This is a genomic window from Acinetobacter sp. ANC_7513, assembly GCF_056779915.1.
Window position 1 is genome coordinate 22,725 of the sequence record NZ_JBWYIW010000006.1, and the last position, 25,604, is coordinate 48,328.

Annotated in this window: 24 protein-coding genes; 15 read left to right on the top strand and 9 right to left on the bottom strand. The window is 39.1% G+C overall.

All coding sequences use genetic code 11. From position 1 onward, the window contains the following. Nucleotides 1–27 precede the first annotated feature (27 nt). Nucleotides 28–1,758: a hypothetical protein gene (locus AC1M9B_RS08115; RefSeq protein WP_481608931.1), complete on the bottom strand. Its 1,731-nt coding sequence runs from the start codon at nt 1,756–1,758 to the stop codon at nt 28–30. 244 nt (nt 1,759–2,002) lie between these two features. On the opposite strand from AC1M9B_RS08115, the gene parC reads away from it, so the two are divergent. Both parC and AC1M9B_RS08125 read left to right on the top strand, forming a co-directional pair. Then, the gene (gene parC / locus AC1M9B_RS08120) at nt 2,003–4,219 is read left to right on the top strand and encodes a DNA topoisomerase IV subunit A (protein ID WP_180028852.1); all 2,217 of its coding nucleotides are present in this window, start codon (nt 2,003–2,005) and stop codon (nt 4,217–4,219) included. A gap of 150 nt (nt 4,220–4,369) precedes the next feature. Continuing rightward, nucleotides 4,370–6,043, top strand: coding sequence for a long-chain-fatty-acid--CoA ligase (locus tag AC1M9B_RS08125; RefSeq protein WP_481591500.1), 1,674 nt, complete (start codon nt 4,370–4,372; stop codon nt 6,041–6,043). A gap of 39 nt (nt 6,044–6,082) precedes the next feature. Here AC1M9B_RS08125 and AC1M9B_RS08130 read toward each other — a convergent pair whose 3' ends face one another. Continuing rightward, nucleotides 6,083–6,466 (bottom strand): hypothetical protein, encoded by a 384-nt coding sequence (locus AC1M9B_RS08130; protein WP_035268065.1) that lies wholly within the window; start codon nt 6,464–6,466, stop codon nt 6,083–6,085. Between the two features lie 100 nt (nt 6,467–6,566). Between AC1M9B_RS08130 and AC1M9B_RS08135 the strand changes: the two genes are divergently transcribed. Further along, entirely contained in the window at nt 6,567–6,965 is a 399-nt protein-coding gene (locus AC1M9B_RS08135; RefSeq protein WP_035268067.1) for an MAPEG family protein, read from the top strand. 121 nt (nt 6,966–7,086) lie between these two features. After that, nucleotides 7,087–7,623, top strand: coding sequence for an inorganic diphosphatase (gene ppa, locus AC1M9B_RS08140; RefSeq protein ID WP_005233448.1), 537 nt, complete (start codon nt 7,087–7,089; stop codon nt 7,621–7,623). Nucleotides 7,624–7,724: 101 nt separating this feature from the next. Here ppa and AC1M9B_RS08145 read toward each other — a convergent pair whose 3' ends face one another. Continuing rightward, nucleotides 7,725–9,038 carry an OprD family outer membrane porin gene (locus AC1M9B_RS08145; RefSeq protein ID WP_481591499.1) on the bottom strand — a complete coding sequence of 438 codons (1,314 nt, stop codon included), beginning with the start codon at nt 9,036–9,038 and terminating at the stop codon, nt 7,725–7,727. 689 nt (nt 9,039–9,727) lie between these two features. On the opposite strand from AC1M9B_RS08145, the gene AC1M9B_RS08150 reads away from it, so the two are divergent. After that, nucleotides 9,728–10,468, top strand: a complete 741-nt coding sequence (locus AC1M9B_RS08150) for a TorF family putative porin (protein ID WP_180028850.1) — start codon at nt 9,728–9,730, stop codon at nt 10,466–10,468. Between the two features lie 43 nt (nt 10,469–10,511). Here the strand turns inward: AC1M9B_RS08150 and AC1M9B_RS08155 are convergent, their stop codons facing one another. After that, nucleotides 10,512–11,996, bottom strand: a complete 1,485-nt coding sequence (locus AC1M9B_RS08155) for a YifB family Mg chelatase-like AAA ATPase (RefSeq protein ID WP_092767363.1) — start codon at nt 11,994–11,996, stop codon at nt 10,512–10,514. Between the two features lie 89 nt (nt 11,997–12,085). Next, complete coding sequence (locus AC1M9B_RS08160) at nt 12,086–12,313, bottom strand: accessory factor UbiK family protein (protein ID WP_092767430.1); 228 nt, start codon at nt 12,311–12,313, stop codon at nt 12,086–12,088. A gap of 272 nt (nt 12,314–12,585) precedes the next feature. Here AC1M9B_RS08160 and glnK point away from each other — a divergent pair, with 272 nt between their 5' ends. The 7 genes from glnK (at nt 12,586) to AC1M9B_RS08195 (ending at nt 18,746) form a co-directional block, all read left to right on the top strand. After that, nucleotides 12,586–12,924: a P-II family nitrogen regulator gene (gene glnK, locus AC1M9B_RS08165; RefSeq protein WP_004650081.1), complete on the top strand. Its 339-nt coding sequence runs from the start codon at nt 12,586–12,588 to the stop codon at nt 12,922–12,924. Nucleotides 12,925–12,982: 58 nt separating this feature from the next. Further along, a complete protein-coding gene (locus tag AC1M9B_RS08170) occupies nt 12,983–14,377 on the top strand; it encodes an ammonium transporter (protein ID WP_481591498.1) in 1,395 nt (464 codons plus the stop codon). Nucleotides 14,378–14,515: 138 nt separating this feature from the next. Next, complete coding sequence (gene nrdR / locus AC1M9B_RS08175; RefSeq protein WP_092767359.1) at nt 14,516–14,980, top strand: transcriptional regulator NrdR; 465 nt, start codon at nt 14,516–14,518, stop codon at nt 14,978–14,980. A 31-nt stretch (nt 14,981–15,011) separates the two neighbouring features. Continuing rightward, complete coding sequence (ribD, locus tag AC1M9B_RS08180; RefSeq protein WP_481591497.1) at nt 15,012–16,109, top strand: bifunctional diaminohydroxyphosphoribosylaminopyrimidine deaminase/5-amino-6-(5-phosphoribosylamino)uracil reductase RibD; 1,098 nt, start codon at nt 15,012–15,014, stop codon at nt 16,107–16,109. After that, nucleotides 16,106–17,398 carry a DNA adenine methylase gene (locus AC1M9B_RS08185; RefSeq protein ID WP_180028158.1) on the top strand — a complete coding sequence of 431 codons (1,293 nt, stop codon included), beginning with the start codon at nt 16,106–16,108 and terminating at the stop codon, nt 17,396–17,398. Before ribD ends, AC1M9B_RS08185 begins: the two co-directional genes overlap by 4 nt. Before the next feature lie 28 nt (nt 17,399–17,426). Continuing rightward, nucleotides 17,427–18,086, top strand: coding sequence for a riboflavin synthase (locus AC1M9B_RS08190; protein ID WP_092767353.1), 660 nt, complete (start codon nt 17,427–17,429; stop codon nt 18,084–18,086). Between the two features lie 111 nt (nt 18,087–18,197). Beyond that, nucleotides 18,198–18,746 carry a VTT domain-containing protein gene (locus AC1M9B_RS08195; RefSeq protein WP_180028159.1) on the top strand — a complete coding sequence of 183 codons (549 nt, stop codon included), beginning with the start codon at nt 18,198–18,200 and terminating at the stop codon, nt 18,744–18,746. 44 nt (nt 18,747–18,790) lie between these two features. On the opposite strand, the gene AC1M9B_RS08200 is transcribed toward AC1M9B_RS08195, so the two are convergent. From AC1M9B_RS08200 to AC1M9B_RS08215, 4 genes are all read right to left on the bottom strand, one after another. Next, the gene (locus tag AC1M9B_RS08200) at nt 18,791–19,009 is read right to left on the bottom strand and encodes a hypothetical protein (RefSeq protein WP_481591496.1); all 219 of its coding nucleotides are present in this window, start codon (nt 19,007–19,009) and stop codon (nt 18,791–18,793) included. Between the two features lie 109 nt (nt 19,010–19,118). Then, the gene (gene blhA / locus AC1M9B_RS08205) at nt 19,119–19,727 is read right to left on the bottom strand and encodes a cell division protein BlhA (RefSeq protein WP_481591495.1); all 609 of its coding nucleotides are present in this window, start codon (nt 19,725–19,727) and stop codon (nt 19,119–19,121) included. 30 nt (nt 19,728–19,757) lie between these two features. Then, nucleotides 19,758–20,165, bottom strand: a complete 408-nt coding sequence (locus AC1M9B_RS08210; RefSeq protein ID WP_481586716.1) for a DNA polymerase III subunit chi — start codon at nt 20,163–20,165, stop codon at nt 19,758–19,760. Continuing rightward, entirely contained in the window at nt 20,165–21,604 is a 1,440-nt protein-coding gene (locus AC1M9B_RS08215) for a leucyl aminopeptidase (RefSeq protein ID WP_481591494.1), read from the bottom strand. Before AC1M9B_RS08215 ends, AC1M9B_RS08210 begins: the two co-directional genes overlap by 1 nt. A gap of 143 nt (nt 21,605–21,747) precedes the next feature. Here AC1M9B_RS08215 and lptF point away from each other — a divergent pair, with 143 nt between their 5' ends. The 3 genes from lptF to gpmI all read left to right on the top strand — a co-directional run bounded on the left by lptF (nt 21,748) and on the right by gpmI (nt 25,586). After that, on the top strand, nt 21,748–22,848 hold the full coding sequence (gene lptF / locus AC1M9B_RS08220) for an LPS export ABC transporter permease LptF (RefSeq protein ID WP_481591493.1): 1,101 nt from the start codon (nt 21,748–21,750) through the stop codon (nt 22,846–22,848). Further along, the gene (gene lptG / locus AC1M9B_RS08225) at nt 22,848–23,918 is read left to right on the top strand and encodes an LPS export ABC transporter permease LptG (protein ID WP_481591492.1); all 1,071 of its coding nucleotides are present in this window, start codon (nt 22,848–22,850) and stop codon (nt 23,916–23,918) included. The genes lptF and lptG overlap by 1 nt, the downstream gene beginning before the upstream one ends. 123 nt (nt 23,919–24,041) lie before the next feature. Then, on the top strand, nt 24,042–25,586 hold the full coding sequence (gene gpmI / locus AC1M9B_RS08230) for a 2,3-bisphosphoglycerate-independent phosphoglycerate mutase (protein WP_481586719.1): 1,545 nt from the start codon (nt 24,042–24,044) through the stop codon (nt 25,584–25,586). Nucleotides 25,587–25,604 lie beyond the last annotated feature (18 nt).

Consider the following 25,604-nt stretch of genomic DNA (forward strand, 5'->3'; position numbering starts at 1 on the left):
AAAAAAGAGGAGCTAAGCTCCTCTTTTTTAGACCCATTTTTGACGTGCTTTAGTTAAGTCAAAATGTAATGTGTTCGACACTTGCTGAAGATTGAATTTTTCTTTATCTTCAGGGAGTTGAATTAAAATAGGCAAAGCTGATACCCCATTGTCGCCATTGACAAAAGCATAGTGACGCTCAGTCTGATTAATTGAAATCAAACTTTCAAACTCAAGGTACACCGTCGTTTCATCATGTTTTTTGGGCACTTTCACGAGATCTAAATATGCAATTCGTCGATTATTAATTCCAGCCAATTTAAGCGCTTCAAGATCCGATTTTAACTTTTCAGTTTTATCAAACATTTTTTGAAAGAATCCTTTGTTTGATTGGCTTTCGAGTTCTCTTTTTTTCTGATTGAAAGCAATTTGATTGACTTTATGTTGGTCTAGAGCATCGGCAATAATTGTTTTAACTTGCTCAATCGCTGCTTGAGATTTGCTATGACTTGCCGCATAAGACTCTGCGTCTAAACTCACAAAAATAGTATGTCGTCTTTTTTCCATCAATTTTAAATAGGATAAAATTTTATATTCGAAAATTTGAGCTTGAGTATTGAAGGCAATAATGGGTTCACTTGAAAAGTCTTTATAAAAACTCGCAATATCAGAGAACAGACGATGCATACTGATAAAACAATAATCAAACTCATCAGGGTGACGAATTGAATGACGCAGTGCATATTGAAAAGGTTGCAAGATCTCAAGAGTTAAAGCTTTTTCGAAATCTAAAAGGCGCTCGTTAATGACTTGTTCGACTGAAAATCCAGAGGCATCGAGCGGTTTTTTGAGTAACGGTAATAACAGATCAAAATTGACGTTATGAAATTTTTCCATCAGATCCAAAATAGGAGTCGTGATCTGTCGTTGAATCGTAATAATTCGACTGACTTGCCATTTAAATTGTTCTAAATAACTTGGATCATTTAAACATTTCTTATCCAACACCACGCCATTTAGGTAAACTCGATCTTCAAGACCTAGCTTTTCTTCCATTAAAAAGCGGCGGATAGAATATGGGTTCTGTCTAAAGTCATGAATGGTCGCGACCAGATATAAATACTGACTGCTTTCAATCACATCAAAATCACGAATTTTTTGTTCTTGAATAATAAAGTCTTGGAATAATGGATGGCTAATTTGCTTCAGTTGTCTCGGGAGGATGGTTTTGAACCAATAGCCTAAAATTTGATGTTTAATATGAACTTCAAGAATAAAAGTACGAATTTCTTCAGCTGTTAAATGTCGGCAATTATCAGGAACATTTAAGTCGAGTGTTTTGATGATATTTGCAGCATCATATAAAAAAGTTTTTCGTAGGAGTTGTTTATCTCTAAGAAAACTTTGATCTTCTTCTGTTTCAATACGATCAATTTGATTTTGTACAGTTTCTAAGTAATCGGCGATTTTAATTACGTCTTGATATGATTTCAGCGTTTCTAAAGTGGCTGCGATCTTTTCAGCCAAAGTGCGCATTTTCGGTGAGATTAAATGACTGCTTAAATCCTGAAGACCAACAATGCCCTTAAAAGAGAATGATTGTCGATGTTGATCCCAGTAAATATTCTTCGCAGTCAGGAATTGTTCCTGTATCAGACCTTGTATTGGTGCGGGAACACTATTAAAAATATTTTTTAAACGCGTTTGCCAATGAACATCTAGATTAGGGTCAATTTGAAATAATTTTGAGCGAAGATCATAAGGAATGTAATTATGCATGTTTGTTCCGTTCATACGATGAGCGTATGTAAAATCATTTGTTATAAAGTTGTGTTTTGATTATTGTATATTCAATAAAATTAATTGGATACAAGAAAAAAGTCCAATTTAAAATGAAATAAAACCAACTGGCCTTTTTTTTGTTATTTTATCTTTACAAAGTATCCAACCTTGCTTGTTCTTCGCAGTTTGGGAGACTAGCATACACCCTTAAACTATTCATTCATTAGGATTTCACGATTCAATGACAAGCCTTGCGCACCAAGCGACAGAGAATCGTTCTGTAGCAGAATTTACAGAACAAGCTTACCTAAACTATGCCATGTACGTGATTATGGATCGTGCATTGCCTCATATTAGTGACGGATTAAAACCTGTACAACGGCGTATCGTATATGCGATGAGCGAGCTTGGTCTAAAGCATAGTGGTAAGCCCAAAAAATCAGCACGTACAGTTGGTGATGTTTTAGGTAAATATCATCCGCATGGTGATTCTGCTTGTTATGAAGCAATGGTCTTAATGGCACAGCCATTTAGTTATCGTTATCCATTTATTGAAGGGCAGGGCAACTGGGGATCACCAGATGATCCAAAGTCGTTTGCTGCAATGCGATACACCGAGGCCAAACTATCACAATATAGTGAAGTCCTGCTCTCTGAATTAGGTCAAGGAACTGTCGACTGGCAAGATAACTTTGATGGTTCATTAAAAGAGCCTGTAAATTTACCAGCACGCGTACCGAATATTCTTTTAAATGGTACGACGGGAATTGCGGTGGGAATGGCAACAGATATTCCACCACACAATTTACGGGAAGTTGTTAAGGGTACAATTGCACTGATTCGTAACCCGAATTTGTCTGATGAAAAAGTTGCTGAATATATTCCTGGTCCAGATTTACCGACTCAAGCAGAAATTATTACACCTGCTGATGAATTACTGAAATTACAAAGCACTGGGCGCGGCAGTTATCGCATGCGTGCGGTATATTCGGTTGAAAAAAATGAAATTGTCATCAGTGAATTACCATATCAGGTTTCTGGCTCTAAAATTATCAGCCAAATTGCTGATCAAATGCAGGCAAAAAAATTACCGTTGGTAAGTGATGTACGAGATGAATCAGATCATCAATGTCCAACACGTTTGGTAATTGTCTTGCGTTCAAATCGTATCGATGCAGATGCGGTCATGAGCCATTTATTTGCCACGACCGATCTTGAGTCGAGCTACCGCGTCAATATGAACATGATTGGTGCTGATGGTCGTCCACAAGTAAAATCAATCCGTCGTATTTTATTGGAATGGATTGAAATTCGTAAAACGACTGTGACGAGACGTTTGCAATACCATTTGAATAAAATTGAAAAACGTCTACATATTCTGGCGGGACTTTTAATTGCGTATTTAGATATTGATACGGTAATTCGCATTATTCGTGAGGAAGATCATCCGAAAGAAGTCTTAATGTCACATTTCGGTATTGATGAAATTCAAGCCGAAGCCATTCTAGAGCTTAAATTACGTCATTTGGCGCGTCTCGAAGAAATGGAAATTCGCCGTGAACAAGAAGAGCTTGAAGCTCGAGCAGCCGTGATTCGAGAGCAATTGGCGAATCCTGAATCTTTAAAAAATCTGATCATTTCAGAATTAAAAGAAGATGCGAAAAAGTTTGGTGATGATCGCCGATCTCCAATTGTTCAGCGTGAAGAAGCGACCGCGATTAGTGAACAAGATTTGATGCCAGCTGATCCTGTCACTGTCATTTTATCGGAAGCGGGTTGGATTCGTTGTGCGAAAGGACATGAGATCGATCTAGATAAAGTCAATTTCCGTGCAGGAGATCAATATTTAAGTCATGCACAAGGTAAATCTAATCAAAAAGTGTATGTATTAGATCAATCTGGTCGAAGTTACGCATTACCAATTACAGGATTACCTTCAGCGCGCGGCTTAGGTGAACCATTAAGCTCGAAATTATCGCCAGCAAATGGAGTAAATTTCCAACAAATTCTGATTGCTGAAGATGAGGTGGAAATATTAGCGATCAGCTCCAAAGGATATGGTTTTAAAACACAAGCGAAACAATTGGACACCAATGCTAAAGCGGGTAAAGCGTTTTTAACGCTTGCAGATGATGCAAGCGCAATGCCATTGCAACAAATTGATGGTACACATATCGCTGTACTCAGCAGTTCTGGACGATTATTACTGACAGAGCTGACAGAGTTACCAATGCTCAATAAAGGAAAAGGTAATAAATTGATGCAGTTGGATGCAAAGGAACGCATTGTGTCTATGACAACACTTAACTTGGATGATGTGCTTCAGGTCGTTGCTGGACAACAACAATTGAAATTAAAAGGTGATGATCTGCTGAAATACATCGGTAAACGTGCTTCAAAAGGGCAGGTATTACCACGAGGTTATCAAAAAGCAAATAAACTCTTCATTCAAAGATAAAGCTAGCATCTAGTCGACAAAATACGTTATATATGAAATGTATTTATGGTTATGGATGCTTTATTGAGCAATAAATTAAATAAGATGCTCAATACATTATCGAAAAGAAGAGTTTAAAACCAAGTATTACTAATTGGAGAATATGGCATTATGGAAAAGATTTGGTTCGCTGAATACCAAAAAACTGGAATTCCACAAACAGTAGAGTTACCACCAGAAAATACCTCTCTTGTTGATATTTTTGAGAGAAACTTCCAGAAATTTGGTTCGCGTGATGCTTTTATCTTTATGGATAAAACATTAACGTTCAATGAACTTGATACGGCGAGCCGTCAATTTGCAGCCTATCTTCAAAGCCTTGGTTTAGCAAAAGGTTCTCGCGTAGCGGTCATGATGCCAAACGTACTGCAATATCCAGTAGTGGCACTTGGTGTATTCCGTGCGGGCTTAGTTCTTGTCAACGTGAACCCACTTTACACAGCTCGTGAACTTGAGCATCAACTGAATGACTCAGGCACTGAAGCGCTTGTGATTATTGAAAACTTCGCTTCTGTTTATCAATCAATTCTTGGTAAAACGCCAGTTAAGCATGTGATCGTGGCGACAGTAGGTGATATGTTAGGTACCTTAAAAGGTACACTCGTGAATTTTGTTTTACGTAAAGTGCGTAAGCAAATTCCAGCTTGGAGTATCCCAGGACATGTGAAATTCACGACTGCGATGTCTAAAGGCAGTACTGCACATTATAAGCGTCCAGCAACAACGTTGAGCGACACTGCTGTATTGCAATATACAGGTGGTACAACAGGCGTATCAAAAGGTGCGGAATTAACACATCGCAACCTTGTTGCAAACTTAATGCAAGCAGATGGTATTTTCCAATCTAAATTTGGTGCTCAAGATGGTGCGAGCGACGATCGCATTTTCTGTGCATTACCGCTATATCATATCTTTGCATTCATGGTTTGTGCACTTTATGGTATGTACAAGGGTCAAGCAAACGTACTGATTCCTAACCCTCGTGATCTCCCTGCAGTCATTAAAGAGCTACGCAAATATCAGCCTGGTTTCTTCCCAGCAGTGAATACTTTATTCAACGCACTCGTTCATAATGAAGAATTCAAACAACTTGACCATAGCAAATTAAAAATGGCGATGGGTGGTGGTATGGCTGTATTGCCTTCAACTGCTGCAGCTTGGAAAAAAATCACAGGTACAAATATTATTGAAGGCTATGGTCTTTCTGAAACTTCACCTATTGCAACGGCAAACCCACCGGCATCTGAAGAGTTTAGCGGTACGATTGGTATCCCATTACCTTTAACGGATGTCGCTGTCTTGGATGACGATGGCAATGAAGTTCCACAAGGTGAGCAAGGTGAAATTTCAATCCGTGGTCCTCAAGTCATGAAAGGCTATTGGAACCGTCCAGATGAAACAGCTAAGGTGATGACCGCAGATGGTTTCTTCCGTACTGGTGATATCGGTATCATGGATGCTCGTGGTTACTTCAAGATTGTTGATCGTAAGAAAGATATGATCTTGGTATCAGGCTTTAACGTATACCCATCTGAAATCGAGGAAGTGATTGCAACACATCCTAAAGTACTCGAGGTTGCAGCGATTGGTGTAGCTGATGAAAAATCAGGTGAAGTGCCTAAGCTGTTTGTTGTGAAGAAAGATCCATCATTAACAACAGAAGAAGTATTAGCTTTTGCGAAAGAAAACTTAACAGGATATAAGCGTCCTCGTTATGTTGAATTCATGGATGAATTGCCAAAATCGAATGTCGGTAAAATCCTTCGTAAAGATTTACGCAAATAATTCAAATTCAGAAAAGCGCCGTAAGGCGCTTTTTTTAATTTATTCTTTCATTAGCCAACGGTCGATATAAGGTCGCGCTGTTGCAATAATAAATGTGAATGTCAGCATTGTACCTAAATGACGTCCTACAGCAGAACTCGGTAACTGTCCTGAATAACTGAAGTAAATATCAACTAAGCTATATACTGAAATAATGCTCAGCCAGATCCATTTATTCGCTCGTTTAATCCCCACCGCGATAAAGGCGATGATGAGAACCAGCAATGTGCCGAGAGTCGATTGCCAATTCATATTGGCACAAATTACGCTGATCAAGAAAGCCATAATCGGAAGAACGATATAAAGCACACGATCGACACGTTTTTGATGTTGCTTTTGTAACTCGAGAACATCAAATAACTTTTTTTGGTCAGAATTGGTCATGCCATTACTCAGAATTTTAATAAACAAAATAATTTAACTAAAATTATCGCACAAACATCATGCTAAGATAAAACCAGCTTAAATCATTGGACTGAAATCCATGCACGGTATTGAAGGTGTTATTTACCTTATTTTAATTGCTTGTTTACTCCCTTATTTATTTACAGTCATTGCTAAAATTGCAGGTGGTTTTAAAGGGCAGGATAATCAAAATCCGCGTGAATTCATGTCTAAAACCACAGGCTTAGCGGCTCGAGCAAATGCAGCTCAGCAAAATAGCTTTGAAAGTTTGCCATTATTTATTGCGGCAGTTTTGATGGCTGAGTATATGGTTGTTCAACAACAATTGGTGATTCTATTAGGTTCGGCGTATATCGTCTTACGAATCATCTATGGGATTTGTTATTTATGTAATTGGGCGACCCTTAGATCAATTGTTTGGTTCTTATCAATGCTTTGTCCGATCTTATTGCTTTTATTAATTATTCGATTGCTCTAAGAAAAACAGACTAACACCATACCTAAAATACATCTTCAGCTTGTATAATCGAATGATGATTGCTGAATAAAGCGTTATAATCAACCCCATTTTAATGAACACTGACAGTAAAGAGTTTGCTATGAGCTACAGTAATATCCCTGCAGGTAAAGATGCACCAAACGATATCTATGTAATTATCGAGATCCCTGCAAATGCAGCACCAATTAAATATGAAATTGATAAAGATTCAGATGCACTTTTCGTAGATCGTTTCATGGGTACTGCAATGTTCTACCCAGCAAACTACGGTTATGTACCAAATACATTATCTCTTGATGGCGATCCATTAGACGTATTAGTTGTTACTCCACATCCTGTAGAACCAGGTTCGGTTATCCGTTGCCGTCCAGTGGGTAAATTAAATATGGAAGATGATGGTGGTGTTGATGCGAAACTTGTCGCTGTACCACACGATAAATTAACGCCAATCTATAAAGATGTTCAAGAATATACTGACCTTCCTCCTTTATTGATTAGTCAAATTGAACATTTCTTCCAACACTACAAAGACTTAGAGCCTGGTAAGTGGGTCAAGTTAAGTGGTTGGGAAGGTGCAGATGTTGCTAAACAAGAAGTGTTAAGCTCAATTGCTGCTTATGCAGAAGCAAACAAATAATTTGCCTGATGTATAAATAAAGCTACAAACTTTGATCTTGTAGCTTTTATAAAAAACCTGCACAAAGTGCAGGTTTTTTTATTGATCTTTTTAGTTGAAAATTAGAATAATTTCACGGGAATGTCTAACCAAATACGCCATTCGTTGGTGTCGCCGATATAAGCACTTTGATATTCATCACTTGCACGGTAGTAAGAGTGACGAACACGTAAGCTTGCATCTTTAGCAAAACCAGATTGGACTGTATATTTCACTTGATTAAAGAATTCACGTTCCTGTGCATCATTGGTTAGCAATACTGAGCGGTCAGTACCCCCTGCAGATACATCAATATCCCATCCATAAACAAATGCCGAAGTCCATGACAGACCTGGAACATTTAATGCGCCAAAATCATAGGTATATTGTAGCTGTAAAGATTTTTCATCATTACCAATAAAATCAGATAAATACGAGTTAGGCATATAAATCGTTTGATGGCCATCACCAACACCTTTGCCCAAACCATAGTCATAACCTGTATTACCTGTATTTTGTTGGTAAGCAAGCATTACATTGTGTGGACCAGTATTGTAAGTTGTTGAAATTGCCCAAATATTATTGCTTAAGTTGTTGAAATCATTTGAAGTATGAGAATAAGTATATGCTGTATTATTTGGTGCAGCATCCCATTCAGTACGATATGCACTGAAATCGTGAGTCAACTTACCTTTAGCCACGGCATAACTATAGTTGGCATTCACATAGTGACGTTCTAAACGATCTTTAATGTCTGTACCATAATAAGACGCATTGAGAGCATCACCAAAGTTATATTTAGCGCCCCAAACAACCGCGCGATCTAATTCATTTCCATCGGTATTGATTTGACTAGAACGTTGGTTTTCAGTAAATTTACCAGCAACCAAAGTCAAATTATCGATTTCATTACTTTGGATTAACAAGCCAGTGTAATATTCAGGTACCAAACGAGCTGTATTACTTGCAAGAACAGGTAAATCTAAAATCTGAGTCCCATAAGTAGCTGTGGTGTTCGACATACGAGCTTTGATGAAAGCACCACCTCTTGCCCAATGATCATAAGCATGACCATTATTATCGACTGGAATCATGTCATTACCGGTATGGGCATTATCACCTAATTTGAAAGACCCATCACCAATAACACCAACACCGAAACCAACGATACCTTTCGTGAAACCAGACTCAATTTTAACCATGGCTGTTTGAGCTGCTGAGCTGGTATCTTCGACACCGTTCTTTTTATCACGATGCAAGAAACCTGTACGGAATAATACTGATCCTTCAGCATCTTCTACGAATCCCTTTGATTCACTTTGCTCACTCGCAAATGCAGTAGAAATTAAAGCAGTTTGAATAAGAACTGCTAAGCTTAGTTTTTGGAATTTTTGCATTGGGAGAGAGCCTCATACAAAATGATTATGGTTAATGTTTAGTATTTGTATACGTAATGTATAACAAAATTGGCTCTATTATTCACAATTTCGCACCTAAAGTCATAAGCAAAAAGTATATAAATTGAACTAAGTTGTGAATTATTAAAGATTAAAAGTACTATAGAATTAAATTTAACTATTAATAACATATATTTATTTTTAACCTGATATTCTTTTTTTTATTTAATTTAGTCAATCTGGCACGTTTTTTTTTGTAACATCAGAAGTAAATAAGGATGAATAAAGGATTTTAAATAAGAATGATATTTATTCAGTTCATTTTCATTTAATTTTAATGTGGTTCAGACATCATTGGCTTTTCATGCCGCACTAAATTGATACTCCAATTTTAAATTTGTTTAAAAAATAGCCTTAAAATGATGCATCTTGTAAATGAATGTATAATCTAAAAAGATATACCTTTAACTCAAGTGGATCGTCAAAAAAAATTGCTTTGAATATTTTTGAAAATAAGAAATTTAAATAAATATAATAATAAAATCATTAATTTAAATTATTTTATCTCCTTGTTTAAATTCCTTTTTTATCTAAACACCTTTAACTTTGGCATAGCTATTGCTAATTCACATATGAGTTCAACAAATAAACCGAAAAAGCATCTCATCATGATGTGGGGGAACATAAATATGAAATTAGCAATTCAAGCATTGGGTCTAGCAGTTGTAGCATCTGCATCAACATTTAGTTTTGCTGAGGTACCAACTTCACCGCATTCTGTATCGGGTAATATCAGTGTTTTATCAAGTTATATATTGCGTGGTAATACGGCAGCTCCTGAAAATACTGAAGCTACATTACAAGGTGGATTAGACTATAGCCATAGTTCTGGATTGTACGCAGGGTGGTGGACATCTACGTTAGGTACAGATGCTTACGGTACTACCAATCCAATGGAAAATAATTTTTATGTGGGTTACAACGGTTCAATCAATGAAAACACTGGTTTTACTGTAGGTACAACTTATTACTATTATTATGACGTTGAAACGTCAGTTTATGATGGCTTTGAATTATTACTTGGTCTGAATTACAAAGATGTTGGAGTAACTGCTCAAACTTTGTTGGAAGATACAGGTTGGGGGAACGCTGGAGACACATATTTAAAAGCTACATATAGTTATCCTCTACCAAACGATTTTAGCTTGGACACAGCTTTGGGTTTATATGTTTATGAAAAAGACGGTAAGTATGTTGCAGAAACACCAGAGTCAGAAAGTTTTAATTTCCGTCACTTTGATATTGGTCTAAGTAAAGCTTTAGGGGAAACAGGTGTCACAGCAAGCATGAATTATATTATTGGTGGTGATGATCGTTATGGAAACAATTTAAAGAATAAAATGGTATTAGCATTGGGTTATAGCTTCTAAACTCAACTCAAATAAAAAAAGCGACTCAACTGAGTCGCTTTTTTTATTCCTGTTTACGATAAGAGAGTGCTTCGGTTAAGTGAGCTGTTTGTATATGTTCAGAACTCGCTAAGTCAGCAATTGTACGAGCGACACGTAAGATTCGGTGGTAAGAACGTGCTGATAAATTCAAACGTTGCTGAGCCATAGCGATAATCTTTTTTGCAGAATCATCTAGTTGAGCCACTTGATCAAGCTGTTGAGAACTTAGATTTTGATTTGTCACACCTTGTCGTTGAATTTGCAACTCATAGGCCTGAATCACACGTTTTCTGACGGTTTCAGAATTCTCCATCGGTGTAGTGCTTTGCATGTCTTGGGGAGGTAAAGGTGGCACATCAATATGTAAGTCAATCCGATCTAGTAGAGGGCCAGAAATTCGATTTTGATAGCGCTTAATTGATTCAGGTGAACATTGACAACGGCTATCTTGATTGAAGGCGTATCCACATGGACATGGATTCATTGCAGCGACAAATTGAAAATTAGCTGGAAAAGTAATTTGTCTTGATGCTCTTGAAATTACGATTTCTTTCGACTCAAGAGGCTGCCTCAATACTTCTAAGACTTTTCGGTCAAACTCAGGTAATTCATCGAGAAAAAGTACACCTAAATGGGCTAAGGTGATCTCACCTGGTCGAGGGTGTGATCCACCACCAACCAAGGCCACAGCGGATGCCGTATGATGTGGCGCTCTAAAGGGGCGATGACCAAATTGATAAGGTGTATTTGCAATGGAGTAAATACTTGCGACCTCTAAGTGTTCTTGATTGGTTAATGGGGGCAAGATGCCAGACAATCTTGAGGCAAGCAGTGTTTTACCAGTGCCTGGCGGGCCTTTAAATAAAATAGAATGTCCACCAGCTGCTGCAATTTCTAAGGCGCGTCTTGGACGTAATTGACCTTTGACATCAGCGAGATCAAATCGATTTATTTGAGGTTGGATCGTTTTATTCGCTAATATGGGTTGAATTGGACTCGATTGATCAAAGTGTTGGCAAACATCTTTTAATGATTTGGCTGTATACACCTCAAAATTGGGAAGAAGGGCTGCATCATCCAAATTACTCACAGGAATCATTAACTCATGACCTGCGGTTTGACATGCCATTGCGATAGTCAAAGTTCCAGTTACAGGCCTTAACAGACCATCGAGTGCCAATTCACCTATAAATTCAAAACGGTCAATATTTTGATCATGTAGTTGCCCAGAAGCGATTAAAATCCCCAAAGCAATAGGTAAATCAAGCCTTGAACTATCTTTGGGTAAATCAGCTGGGGCTAGATTGATCGTCAGCCGTTTGGTTGGAAATTGAAAACCGCTATTAATGATTGCAGAACGGACACGATCCTTACTTTCTCGAACAGCAGCTTCTGGAAGACCTACAATGGTGAGTGAAGGTAATCCTTGGCTGACATGAACCTCGACTTCAATCAGTGGTGCATGTAAACCAAGAAGACCTCGGGTATAAATTTTGGCAAATGACATAAAACTGAACCATTATTATATTATTTTTAGAATTGCTTTATTTTTAATCACTAACTTTGTGTTTAAGCACTGTATTGGTGCAATGTTGCTTATTTTTGATCGGAAATTAAGCTTTCTAATGATTTTAATTGCGTTTGAAGTTCTGTTAAACGCAAATTGGCATTGTTTAGTGCAGTTTTCTGACGCTCGATTTCTTCTTTAGAAACCAAATCCATTTTACTAATCGCTTCGTTTAACAACGCTCTCACATTTTTTTCTAAATCTTTTTTGGGTTGGTCAACCTGTTCTAAGATTGCCTGTAATAAAGTTTCAATCATAGTTCTTCCGGATAATAAGTCGTCAACATTGAAGTTTAACATTCGTTTTGGTTTGACCCTAGTGTTAACTACATTTCATAGGTTAAACCAATAACAACATAAAAAAAATCCATCAAAATTCCCAATATTTTTAGAACATAAGACCGTGTAGGCGTATAAAATAGGTTATAAATAAGTTCATGCTAGCTGATTAATATCCCCAACCATTATGAAGTTTGGCATGAAATTTGAACATAAAACCTTACTGGTGAAAAAAGCCGAAGGAAAACAACATGAAACTCGTAACAGCAATTGTAAAACCATTCAAATTAGATGACGTGCGTGAAGCACTCTCTGAAATTGGCGTTCAAGGGATCACCGTAACTGAAGTAAAAGGTTTTGGTCGTCAAAAAGGTCATACTGAACTTTATCGTGGTGCTGAATATGTGGTTGATTTTTTACCTAAAGTAAAAATTGAAATCGCAATCAGTGACGAAATGGTTGATTCAGTGATTGAATCAATTACACGTGTAGCTAGTACTGGCAAAATTGGTGACGGAAAAATTTTCGTGACGAATCTAGAACAAGTTATCCGTATCCGTACTGGTGAGACTGGTGCTGACGCAGTTTAATTTGGCATGAAGTTTGCTGAGTAGCGAATAACTCAAAAAACTAGGTTGGGGGATACGAATGAAAAAAATGCTAATGGCGCTGAGCTTGTCTGGCGCACTCTTAGGTGGTTCTGTCGCATGGGCTGAAGAAGCAGTGTCAGAACCGACCTCTCCTGAAGTAGCAGTTGTTGAAACTGAGGCTTCATCTACAGATTCTAATTTGGTTGAAACATTACCAGCAGCTCCAGAAGAAGCTCCTGCTGAAGAAGCGGCAGTTCTTGATACGGGTGACACTGCCTGGATTTTAGTTTCAACTGCACTCGTTTTACTCATGACCATTCCTGGTTTAGCGCTGTTCTACGGCGGTATGGTACGTAAAAAAAATGTCTTAAGTACCATGGCACACAGCTTTGTCGCTGCTGCGGTGGTCAGTATCGCTTGGGTAGTGGTTGGCTACACACTTGCTTTTGGTGAAGGTAATGCCTTTATTGGAAGTCTAGATAAATTTATGTTGTCTGGTATCACTACAGAAGCATTGAGTGGAACAATTCCAGAAATTTTATTTGTCATCTTCCAGATGACATTTGCAATCATTACCGTTGCCATTATCAGTGGTTCTATTGCTGAGCGTATGAAATTCAGTGCTTTTGTTGCGTTTATCGCAATTTGGGTGGTGGTTGTCTATGCTCCTATTACACATTGGGTATGGGGTGGTGGTTGGTTAGGTAACGATGGTGCACTTGATTTTGCAGGTGGTACTGTTGTTCATATTAACTCAGGTGTTGCTGGTTTAGTTGCGGCGTATATGCTTGGTAAGCGTATGGGGCTAGGCAAAGAATCAATGGCACCACATAACCTTACATTGACTGTCATTGGTGCGAGTTTAATTTGGGTCGGCTGGTTTGGCTTCAATGGTGGTTCTGCATTAGGTGCAAATGGTTCAGCAGGTTATGCATTGGTAGTAACTCAAGTTGCTGCTGCCGCTGCTGCCATTTCATGGTTAATCACTGAAAAAGTGGTTCGTGGCAAAGCTTCTGTGTTGGGTGCCGCATCAGGTGCGGTAGCTGGCCTGGTTGTGATTACGCCAGCTGCTGGATTCGTGACAGTAGGTGGTGCTTTAGCGATGGGCTTAATTGGTGGTGTCGTATGCTTCTGGGGTATTACAGCATTAAAACGTGCATTGAAAGCGGATGACTCATTAGATGCCTTTGGACTTCACGGTGTTGGTGGTATCGTTGGCGCAATTCTAACCGCATTCTTTGCAAGTGAGTTCATCATGGGCGATGCAGCACCTACAAACGTATTAAGCCAATTATGGGTACAAGTTGAAGGTGTTCTTGCAACAATCGCTTATTCAGCAATCCTGACATTCATCATCTTAAAAGTCATTGATTTAATCATCGGTATTCGTGTTGAATCAGACGATGAGCGTATGGGTCTGGATTTAAGTCAACATGGTGAGCGTGTTGAATAACGATTAAACTCAACAATCAATATATAGTGTGAAACAGCCCTTTGGGGCTGTTTTTTTTCTATATATTGATGAAAGCTCAACATGAGCAGAATTTTTTGATACACTTGGTGCAAATAGAATTTGTTCAATTAAACTGCTATGCATTGTCCATTTTGCAACGCCGCTGATAGTAAGGTGATTGATTCACGTTTAGCTGCTGAAGGCTGCCAAATTCGTCGTCGTCGTGAATGTATTAGTTGTAATGAGCGTTTTACTACTTTTGAAAGTTTTGAAGTGGTGATGCCTCGTGTCACCAAGTCCGATGGTAAAAACGAACCTTATGATGAAGCGAAACTTCGTCGTTCACTCATGCATGCTTTACAAAAACGTCCTGTGACACAAGAACAAATTGAAGCGGTGGTCAGTGATATTCAACTTCAAATTCGTCGACTAGGTGAACGTGATGTGCGTTCGCGTACTATAGGCGAAATTGTAATGAAGGCTTTATTTGCACTCGATCATGTCGCATACGTACGTTTTGCATCTGTATATCAAGATTTCCAAGATGTAGAAGCGTTCCGCCGTCAAATCGAACAAATGCAACACCGAGATCAAGAACATTAATCTCGCCCCAAATTCAACTTCAAGGTTATGAATGTCTGAGTTCTCGCAACAAAAGATCGATCAAGATCAAATGTGGATGCGTCGTGCAATAGCATTGGCGAAGAAAGGTCAATATTCGACAAAACCAAATCCTAATGTAGGTTGTGTCATTGTCAAAGACGGACAGATTATTGGTGAAGGCTTTCACCCCCAAGCTGGGCAACCACATGCCGAAGTGTTTGCACTTCGTCAAGCAGGGGAGCAAGCACAGGGTGCAACCGCGTATGTCACATTAGAACCTTGTGCGCATTATGGTCGTACTCCTCCTTGTGCTAAAGGTTTGGTCGAAGCGGGCATTGCAAAAGTGATAGTGGCTTGTTCAGACCCTAATCCATTGGTTGCTGGTAAAGGTGTGGCTATCCTACAACAAGCAGGTATAGACGTTGAAGTCGGGATCTGTGAGTTGGAAGCGCGTCCTTTGAACTTAGGCTTCTTTAAAGCTATGTCTAAGGGATTACCTTATGTACGTTTAAAGGTCGCGTCGAGTCTCGATGGTCGTACAGCAATGGCTTCAGGGGAGTCGAAGTGGATTACAGGTGAATTGGCACGTCAGGATGTTCAACATTGGCGTGCAATTTCTGGTGCAGTGATCACGGGTATTGAAACAGTGTTGGCTGATGATTGTCAGTTGAATGTTAGAGCTCTACCGAATATTCAATTAGAACGAGTTGTGCAGCCTAAACGTGTGATTTTAGATCGTCAAGGTCGCTTACCTTTAGATGCTAAAGTGTTAGAGAATCCTGATACTGTCATGGTCATGGGGCCATTTCGAGCAGAGCTTGCACAACTTGGCGTGATTCAATTCGAAGTTCAGCCCTTAGTTGAGTTGCTAAAAGTCTTAAAAGATTTTCAAATCTATGATGTGATGGTGGAAGCTGGTGCAACCCTATCTACTGCATTTTTGCAGGAAAATTTGGTAGACGAATTGATTAGTTATATTGCGCCTACACTATTAGGTCAATCAGCTCGTCCAATGTTTAATGCTGAATTTAAACAAATGACAGAACAACTCCGTTTTAAACTTCAAGATGTAACTCAGTTAGGTGATGACATCCGTTTAAAATTAATCCCTGATCAAGAGTCGCTATGAGTACAGAGTCAACGGTTTATCATAAACGTCGCCATGCAGCACGTACGACAGATGAGTATTTGTTTAATCAACTTGTGCCTTATTTAGGCAACAAGCGTCGTTTATTACATTTGATTCTTGAGGCATTAGAAAGCACTGGAACTTTGAATACGAGTTCAGGTCGAGCGCCTATCTTTGCGGACTTTTTTGCTGGGAGTGGTGTGGTTTCTCGTTTGGCTCGTCAAAATGGCTACCGAGTAATAGCTAATGATTGGGAGCCTTACAGCCACGCACTCAATCATGCCATATTATCATGTACTGAAGCTCCTGCTTTTAAAGAATTAGGCGGATATCAGAAAGCAATTGATTATCTTAATCGCTTGCCTGAGGTCAAAGGATGGGTAACACACAATCTTTGTCCTCGTAATGATGAGATCTATGATCCTTCACGAGACCGTTTATTTTTCAAACGTCGAAATGGCATGCGCATTGATGCAATTCGTCAACAAATTGCAACCTGGCAAGCTCAAGGTGCAATTGATGATGTGGAAATGAGCGCTTTACTTGCACCTTTATTGTATTCAGCAAGTTTTGTGAGTAATACGTCAGGCGTATTTAAGAGTTTCCATCACGGCTGGGGCGGTAAAACTCAGACGGCTTTAGAGCGAATTGAATCATTACTATGGCTGACCCCAAGTCGTTTTTGTGAAAATTCAAATCTGACAGGCCCAGCAGCTGAAATGTGGTGTGTGGATGCTCAACACTTAGCAAACCAAATGAGTGGTTTCGAAGTCGATGTGGCATATTTGGATCCACCCTATAATCAGCATGCGTATAGTAGCAACTATCATGTATTGAATGCTTTGACTTTATGGGATCAGGTAGATTTACCAAGTCCAGATACTAAGGGTTTCAAGAGTGGAATCGACCGTGCTTGGCGTAAAGAACGACCAAGCCCATACAATTCTTCTAAACATGCCAAAGAAGCGTATGAAAAGCTTTTGCAAACCATTAATGCACGCTATATTTTGACCAGCTATTCAACGGATGGAAATATTGAGGCTGGCGATTTACTTAAAGCGAATTTAGAGCGTGGACGAGTCACAATTTTGACTCAAGATGTTCCAAGATATCGTGTGAGTAAGCAGCGTCAGTCTGAGCGTGCGCGCGTTCTTGAGTTTATCGTCATTACCGACACGCACGCAAAATCAGGACCGCCAATTCGACAGTTACTTGGTCAGTTACACCACTATGCTGAATTGGGTGGAGTTGATACTACAGGCGTCGCTGAACAATTGGATTTATGGTAAAAATAGAACAAATTTAAGAGTACCCATTATGTTTACAGGCATTGTAGAAAGTTTAGGAAAAGTCGAAAGTTTACAAAATGTAGGTGGTGATATCCGCTTGCGTATACAGACTGATCTTGATATGTCTGATGTTCACTTGGGTGATTCTATTGCGACTAATGGCATCTGCTTAACTGTTATTGCATGGGGCAATCAATGGTACGAAGCAGATGTGTCACTTGAAAGTATTCATCGTACAACTTTATCGAGTTGGAAGGTTGGGCAAACCGTCAATGTAGAAAAAGCGATGTTACCAACAACTCGCTTTGGTGGTCATATTGTTAGTGGACATGTAGATGTAGTTGGTGAAATTACGGTGCAACGTCAAGATGCACGTTCACTCTATTTTGAGGTAACGGCCCCGCCTGAAATTGCAAAATATTTAGCGGAGAAAGGTTCCATTACAGTTGATGGAATTAGTCTTACAATCAATCATCTACGTGGCAATGTGTTGAGTTTAAATCTTATTCCTCATACTGCAGAGCGGACCAATATTAGTACGTGGAAAGTCGGGACTAAAGTAAACTTAGAAGTCGATGTACTTGCACGATATATTGAACGTTTATTGCTTGGGGATAAGGCTGCTGAACATAAACCTGAGTCTAAATTAAGCATGGAATTTTTAGCACAGAATGGCTTTTTACGTTAAAAAATGATTAAAATAGAAAACAGCCTAAATTTTTAGGCTGTTTTTTTGTTTAAATAAATTAGGTATACAATCTATCTAAAGGAGAAAGCAACATGCTCAGAGAACTTCAGAATGATTGATTTTTTACTGCATTTAGAGCAGCTTTTACCTAGTTTATTAGAGCAATATGGCGTATGGATTTACGCAATTTTATTTTTAGTGATATTTGCGGAAAATGGTTCCGTTTTCATGTTTTTTTTACCTGGGGACAGTTTGCTCATCGCCATCGGGGCTTTATGTTCGACCACTGAGTTGATTCATTTGCACTATATGGGATTGTTATTATTTATCGCCTCAGTCCTTGGTTATATTCTCAATTTCTATACAGGGCGATGGCTTGGTATTAAATATTTTAGCGACCACTCACGTTGGTTAAAACCTGAGTATATTGCCAAAACGAATGCTTATTTCGAAAAACATGGTGGTAAGACCATTTTAATTGCGCGCTTCATCCCTTTTGTACGTTCTTTTGCTCCATTCGCTGCTGGCTCTGGATATATGAGCTATAGCAGTTTCATGTTTTACAATATTATTGGTGCTTGGATTTGGATCGCACTTTTACTAGGTATGGGGTATGGCATGGGAAATATATTCTCAGCCGTTTTAGATTTTTTTGCTTAAATTGATACTTCAAACCTGATAAAAAAAGCCCTCAGTGGGCTCTTTTAAATTTTATTAATGGTGAGTGATGTGCGATCAAACCAATTCTCTACCAAATCTTCATCTTGAATTAAAAAGTCGCCTCTTTTCGACTCATGTTTTAAATACACTAAAACCGATTGAAAATCTGCTCGACTAATCAATAGTTCTTGAGCACTGATCGTGACATGTTCGCCAGATTTCAAATGAGTGATTCGTTCAGAGATGTTGTTTAAAAGATCCATGGTGATACTTTCCTCATGTCCGTCAAATCGCAGAGAGCATTTAAATTACATTCATGGTGTGACAAATATGTTTCATTTTGATGACACTAAGCATCCACCGTTCGAGCCTCTAAGAAGGTAGAGATGTATTTTTTAAAATAAGTTCGATCTCTTCTTTTGCTGCTGCTTGAAGTTTTGATTTAAAGATTTGTACGGCATCTTCAATCATGGTTTCAGCTTCAAGCTCGAGACGTAAACGAATCGTATCTAAATCTTGATGAATTGATAAATGCGCAGGAGAGTTTCCTGAAAAGTCCCGATGGGGTGTAGTCACTTTTTGGTATTTTTCAGTATATTCATCGATTTCTGCATCAATCACTTGTCGTAACTGTACGAGCGAATCGGTTTGTTGTTGAAATTTAAGATATTCATCTTGTAGAAGCTTTTGATTATAAGCCTCTTGCAGTGCACGTTTTTCTGCTAATGATTTTTCTAAAGCCAATTGCTTACGAATACGAGCTTCTTCAATTAATCGTGCTTTTTCATCCGCATAAGCCTGTTCAACCTTTAATTGAGCCACTTGCTGGGCACGATTATCATGGTCTAGCCATTGCTCTGGTTGAGTTTGAGGTTCGAGTAAATCACTGATGCGATTAAGGTCGTCGATAAAAGCTTGGCGAACCGCTTCTGGCGCTTTCAACCAACGTTTTTTAAAATCTTGACCGACATTAATGGCCACCGTGATTCTCCTTTTTCCAATGACAACGCGCTAAAGTTTATGTGTTTGAGGTGAGATACCTAATTTTCGATAGGTTTTATATTTCTCTCGTCCAATTTCTTTGGCAGCTTCGTTGTTTTCAATAATTTCGATAATGTGACTGAAACGTGAAGGATCTTCAAGTGCATGAATGTGAAAATTAAACACGATCCATTCCTGAGTTTCAGGGAGCTTAGACGAAATACAAATAGCTGCTGATTGATCATCAATGCCATGTGTCAAAAAACTCTGCGGATCGAAACTCCAAAGTAAATCATCGAGTTCATTTTGAATGCTCAATTCTGGACAATGAATCCATATTTTTGCAGGGTGACGCAGAATTTTTCGACATAAACGACAGGCACTTTGGACCTGTCGTTCTGGACTCTTTTCAAATAAGTAGAAGCTGATTCTAGACATTAATTTACGCGATTTGCGAGAAATTGAACCAATAATGGAACTGGGCGACCAGTTGCACCTTTTGCTGCGCCAGATGTCCAAGCTGTACCTGCAACATCTAAATGTGCCCAACGATATTCACGTGTGAAGCGTTGCAAGAAACAAGCAGCTGTAACAGCACCAGCTTTTGGACCACCAATATTGGCAATATCAGCAAATGGAGAGTCAAGCTGTTCTTGGTAGTCATCATAGACAGGCATACGCCATACACGGTCAAAGGATTGTTCACCAGCTTGAGAAAGTTCATGTGCCAGTTCATCATCTGGTGTGAACATACCTGTTAAAACAGAGCCTAAAGCAACAACACAAGCGCCTGTTAATGTTGCGATATCAATCACAAGTTCTGGGTTAAAGCGTTTGACATAGGTCAGCGTGTCACAGAGGACTAAGCGACCTTCGGCATCTGTATTTAGAATTTCAACAGTTTGACCACTCATCGTGGTGACGATATCACCTGGTCGAGTTGCATGACCTGATGGCATGTTCTCAGCCGCCGCAATTGCACCTACAACATGAATCGGAAGGCGAGCTTCACAGAGTGAGCGCATGGTTCCTAAAACTGAAGCTGCACCACCCATATCGTATTTCATTTCATCCATGCCTAAACCTGGTTTTAATGAAATACCACCCGTATCGAAAGTGATTCCTTTACCCACGAGGACGATAGGAGCTTGTTCAAGTTGACCTTGATATTCAAGAGTAATGATACGTCCAGGGCGATCTGAACCTTTGCTGACTGCAAGAAATGCATTCATGCCAAGATCAGCAATTTGCTGTTCATCTAGCACGGTTACTTTCAATAAATCTGGGAATTCTGCTGCCAATGCAATTGCATGATCCGCTAAATATTCAGGAAAACAAATATTTCCTGGACGATTTGCTAAATCACGTGCAACGTTTTGACCGCTTTCAATTGCTTGAATTAAGTTGAGTTGATTTGACGTTAGCGTAGAGTTTGATGCAATTAGATGAACTTGTTCGAGTATAAAGTCATTTTTTTTCGACTTAAACTCGTCAAAAGCATAAGCAGATTGAGTGAGTTTAAGTGCAAATAAGTAGTGTAATTCATTCGGCAAAGCTGAAATATCAACACTGATTTGTTTGAATTTTTTTTGTGAAGCTTTGATAATAGTTTGTGCAATTTTTGCTAATTTTGCAGCTTTAACTTCTTGTGCATTACCTAAGCCAAGTAGAATGCTATTCGGTTGATTATCAATTTGACCCAATAACGATAAAGACTCATTGAAACCTGCTTTGAATTGAGCTGCTTCAGTTAGGCTGTCTAAATTGTTGATTTGATAGTTGCTTTTAACTGCATGGGTGTTTTCAGAGTCGACTAAAATAACTAAATGTTGGCTTTCTGAAATTTGTGCCAATGATGTATTAATTGAAAGTTTCATATGCTTGTTGTGTGCCTATTGAGACCGTTTAAATCATTAAACCATTGAAACACTACCAATGATAGAATTTCAATGAGGTTTTATATTTTTAACATTCGGGTAAACTAGCGCTAGCCGATTTAACCTAATTTTGGAAGATTACTTTGATTATAAGACGTTACCTCGTCAAACAAGTGGTATCTACCTCTGTGGTTGTGATTTCATTGCTTACACTCATCATGTTGGGTGGGCGTTTGATCAAGTATTTTGGCGTGGCAGCTCAGGGTCGAATGGATGCGAGTATTTTATTTAGCATCATTGGCTACCGTCTTCCAGAATTTCTGACATTGATCTTACCTTTAGGTTTTTTCATTGGTCTCATGTTGGTGTTTGGCCGACTGTATATAGATCATGAAATGGCGGTTCTCAATGGCAGTGGTGTTAGTCGTAATCAATTGGCTCGTTTATTGTTACCTCTCACAGCCATTTATTTGGCCATTCAAACAGTATTAATGGTATGGATGTCTCCATGGGGTATACGTGAATTTGAAAAGCTTACGACGACCCAAGCGGTTCGATCAGGCTTTGATTTGGTACGTCCAAAAGAGTTTATTTCCTCAGGTCCTTATACCATTTATGCTGGTGCACTTTCAGAAGATCGTAAAAACTTAAAAGAAATTTTCTTCTATCAGCGAGCAGATAAGCCTGAAAAACCTGACATCATGATTTTAGCGAAAGAAGCGACACGTGTTGAAATGGTCGGTGAAACAGCGAGTGTTGTTGATTTAACCCAAGGTCGCCGTTACGAAATTTATCAAGATAGTCCGAAATATAGTCATACTGAATTTGCTTCATATCGTTTGCGTCTTGAAAGTGATAAAGAGGCGAAATTTGAAAGTGGTGATGTAGAAGCGTTACCAATTTCGAAGTTAATTGAAACTCGTGAAGATCCTGTAGTAGCCAGTGAATTGGGCTGGAGAATATTTGTGCCATTTACATTGATTGTGGCATTGATGTTAGCAACGGCATTGTCTGAGGTTACTCCACGCCAAGGACGATATTTAAAATTATTTCCTGCACTCTTAATTTTTGCCAGTTTGATTGTGGCATTAATGGCGATTAAAACCAGAATTAGTAAAGATGAGATTGGTATTTGGGCTTATCCCGCTATCTTGATTGTTTATGCAGTGGGTGCAGCGATTTTCTCGCGTAAACAAAAACTAGCACCTAAGTTAAAAAAACGAATTGAGCAGGTGAAATCATAATGTTGGCACGTCGAATTGTCGCAAAACATGTGACGAAAACCACAGCGCTGGCGATGTTGGGTGCTACAGCGATTTTATCAGCCCTTCAAATTCTTTTTACCTATATGGGTGAATTAGGCAGCCTGAAAGAAGGATATGGAGCTTGGCAAGCGCTTATTCATGTTCTATGGGCTTCACCGCAATATTTATATGAAATTTTACCTATTTCAGCATTGATTGGTGCAGTGCTCGGTTTGGGTTCAATGGCTTCAAATAGTGAGCTGACTGTCATGCGCGCTTCAGGGATTAGCCTGTGGCGTATTGTGGGTTGGGTCATGCGCTCAGCAATGCTCTTGGTATTGCTTTCATTTTTACTCAGTGAATATGTTATTCCTTACACCAATGAGCGGGCGGAAAGTATTAAAGACCGTCGTTCTGTTGCTGAGCTTGGCGAAGTCAAAGGGTATTGGACTAGAGAAGGTCAACGATTTATTTATATTGACTATGCAAATGCGCAAGGGCAGTTACGTCAAGTTGAGATGATGGACTTTGATCAAGATTATCGTCTGAAGTCAGTCTTGACTGCGAATCAAGGTCAATTTGTACAAAATGGACAATGGTCTTTAATTGAAGCCAGTCAGATGGATATTTTTCCTGAAGGCTATTCGAGACTGATTCAAACTCCTCAGCAGGATGTTGCTTTAGCGCTTCAACCTAAATATGTTCATATGGTGACGATTGATCCTGAAGATTTAGCTCCAAGCCAATTGATCAGTTTTATGCGCTATATGGATGAATATAGTCAAGTTCCTAAAACGTATTTACTTGCATTCTGGCAAAAAGTGGCTTCGCCATTTGCATTGTTGGCACTCGTACTGATTGCTTGCTCTTTTATTTTTGGCCCTTTACGGCAACAGTCTATGGGTTTTCGTTTAGTGATTGCGTTATTTGTAGGGCTTGGTTTTTACTACCTACAAGACTTCTTAGGGTACGCGAGTTTGGTGTATTCACCATCTCCAGCTTGGTTTGTTTTTCTGCCAATTGTGCTTATCTTTGCGGTAGGTAGCTATTTGCTATATCGAGCGCGCTAGAGAATTTTTAAATTAAAAAATAGATGGTCTAGATCAATCAAAGCCATCGTGTTCAGATAGAGTCTTAATGAAAAATTCGTTAAGATACGTTGATTAATTTGTAAACAGAAAAGAGTGTATATCATGACGGATGCAACTGCTGGCAAAATCCCTCACGTTTTAGTCATTATGGATGGTGTGGGTCATCGTGAAGCGGTCGAAGATAATGCTTTTCTTGCAGCGAAAACACCTAATTTAACTGCAATGAAACAGAATCATCCACATGGTCTGATTTCAGGTTCAGGTGAAGATGTTGGTCTTCCAGATGGCCAAATGGGGAATTCAGAAGTTGGTCATATGAATCTTGGTGCTGGACGCGTGTTGTATCAAGATTTCACTCGTATTACCAAAGATATCCGTACTGGTGATTTCTATAAACATGAAGTATTGGTTGATGCTGTAGAAAAAGCAAAAGAAAATCAAAAAGCAGTACATATTTTTGGATTGTTGTCTGAAGGTGGTGTTCACTCTCATGAAGACCATATTGTTGCTATGGCAGAGTTGGCACTAAAAAGAGGTGCTCAAGTCTATTTACATGCTTTCTTAGATGGTCGTGATACTCCCCCAAAAAGTGCACAACCATCTTTAGAGAAATTAGATGCATTATTTGCCCAATATCCAGGTCAGGGTCGAATTGCAACGATGATCGGTCGTTATTTCGCAATGGATCGTGACAATCGTTGGGATCGTGTCGAACAAGCATATCGTTTATTAACAGAAGGTGAGGCTGTTCGCGTTGTTGAGTCTGCTGTGGAAGGTCTCGAACAAGCGTATGCTGCTGAAGAGTCAGATGAGTTTGTGAAAGCAACACGTATTGGGGATGTAGCCGCAGTACAAGATGGTGATGCTGTTGTTTTTATGAATTTCCGTGCAGATCGTGCTCGCGAATTGACAAAAGCATTTGTTGAACAAGGCTTCGATGGTTTCGAGCGTAAAGTTGTGCCTCAGCTTGCGAAATTTGTCATGTTAACGCGCTATCAAGCGACAATTGATGCGCCGGTGGCATATATGCCAGAACCGTTGGTCAATTCAATTGGTGAATACCTGTCTAATTTAGGTAAAACTCAATTACGTATCGCGGAAACTGAGAAATATGCCCATGTGACTTTCTTCTTCAGTGGTGGTCGTGAAGATGAGTATCCAGGTGAAAAACGTATTTTGATTCCATCACCAAATGTTGCAACCTATGATTTAAAACCAGAAATGAGTGCTTATGAAGTCACTGATGAGTTAGTGAATGCAATTAATTCAGGTGAATTTGACTTACTCGTTGTGAACTATGCAAATGGCGATATGGTTGGACATACAGGGGTATTCGATGCTGCCGTTAAAGCAGTAGAAGCAGTGGATGTCAGCTTAGGTCGCGTCTATGATGCAGTGATGGCGAAGAAAGGCCATATGTTGATCACTGCGGATCACGGTAATGTTGAACAAATGCAGGACTATGAAAGTGGTCAAGTCCATACTCAACATACAACTGAGCATGTGCCATTTATTTATGTAGGTCCAACTCAAGCAAAAATTGCAGAGGGTGGTGTGCTTGCAGACGTTGCACCGACATTATTACATTTAATGCAGTTGCCTGTTCCTGCTGAAATGAAAGGTCGCAATTTAGTGACTTTAGTTTAAAAAATAAGAAGGAATTCA